The organism is Photobacterium sp. DNB23_23_1 (genome assembly GCF_052873815.1).
The window spans coordinates 1-242 of record NZ_JBNNXT010000135.1; the positions used below are offsets into that span (position 1 = coordinate 1).

1 riboswitch is annotated in these 242 nt (G+C 44.6%).

Annotation, left to right across the window (positions count from 1 at the left end):
* A riboswitch (Lysine riboswitch) is annotated at positions 1 to 115 on the bottom strand. This riboswitch is flagged as partial in the annotation.
* Positions 116 to 242: the final 127 nt, after the last annotated feature.

The window sequence follows — 242 nt, forward strand, 5'->3', positions numbered from 1 at the left end:
CCGATACACCATGCCCCCTGTCATGTTGTATCTCGGCGTTACACCCCCTCTCAAGACTGCTTTGGGGTGGGGCCCCGCAATCTAGATACCTCGGAAACGCTCCTCTTCTGTCTTCACCTGAGATAAGCCTTTCTCAGGATGAACAAAAAACGATCTAAATTGAACCGGATTTCCTAGTCGTTTGTCAATTGGGTAAGAATAAAATATGCATAAAATTTGCAAGAAATAGTCACAAATAGGGA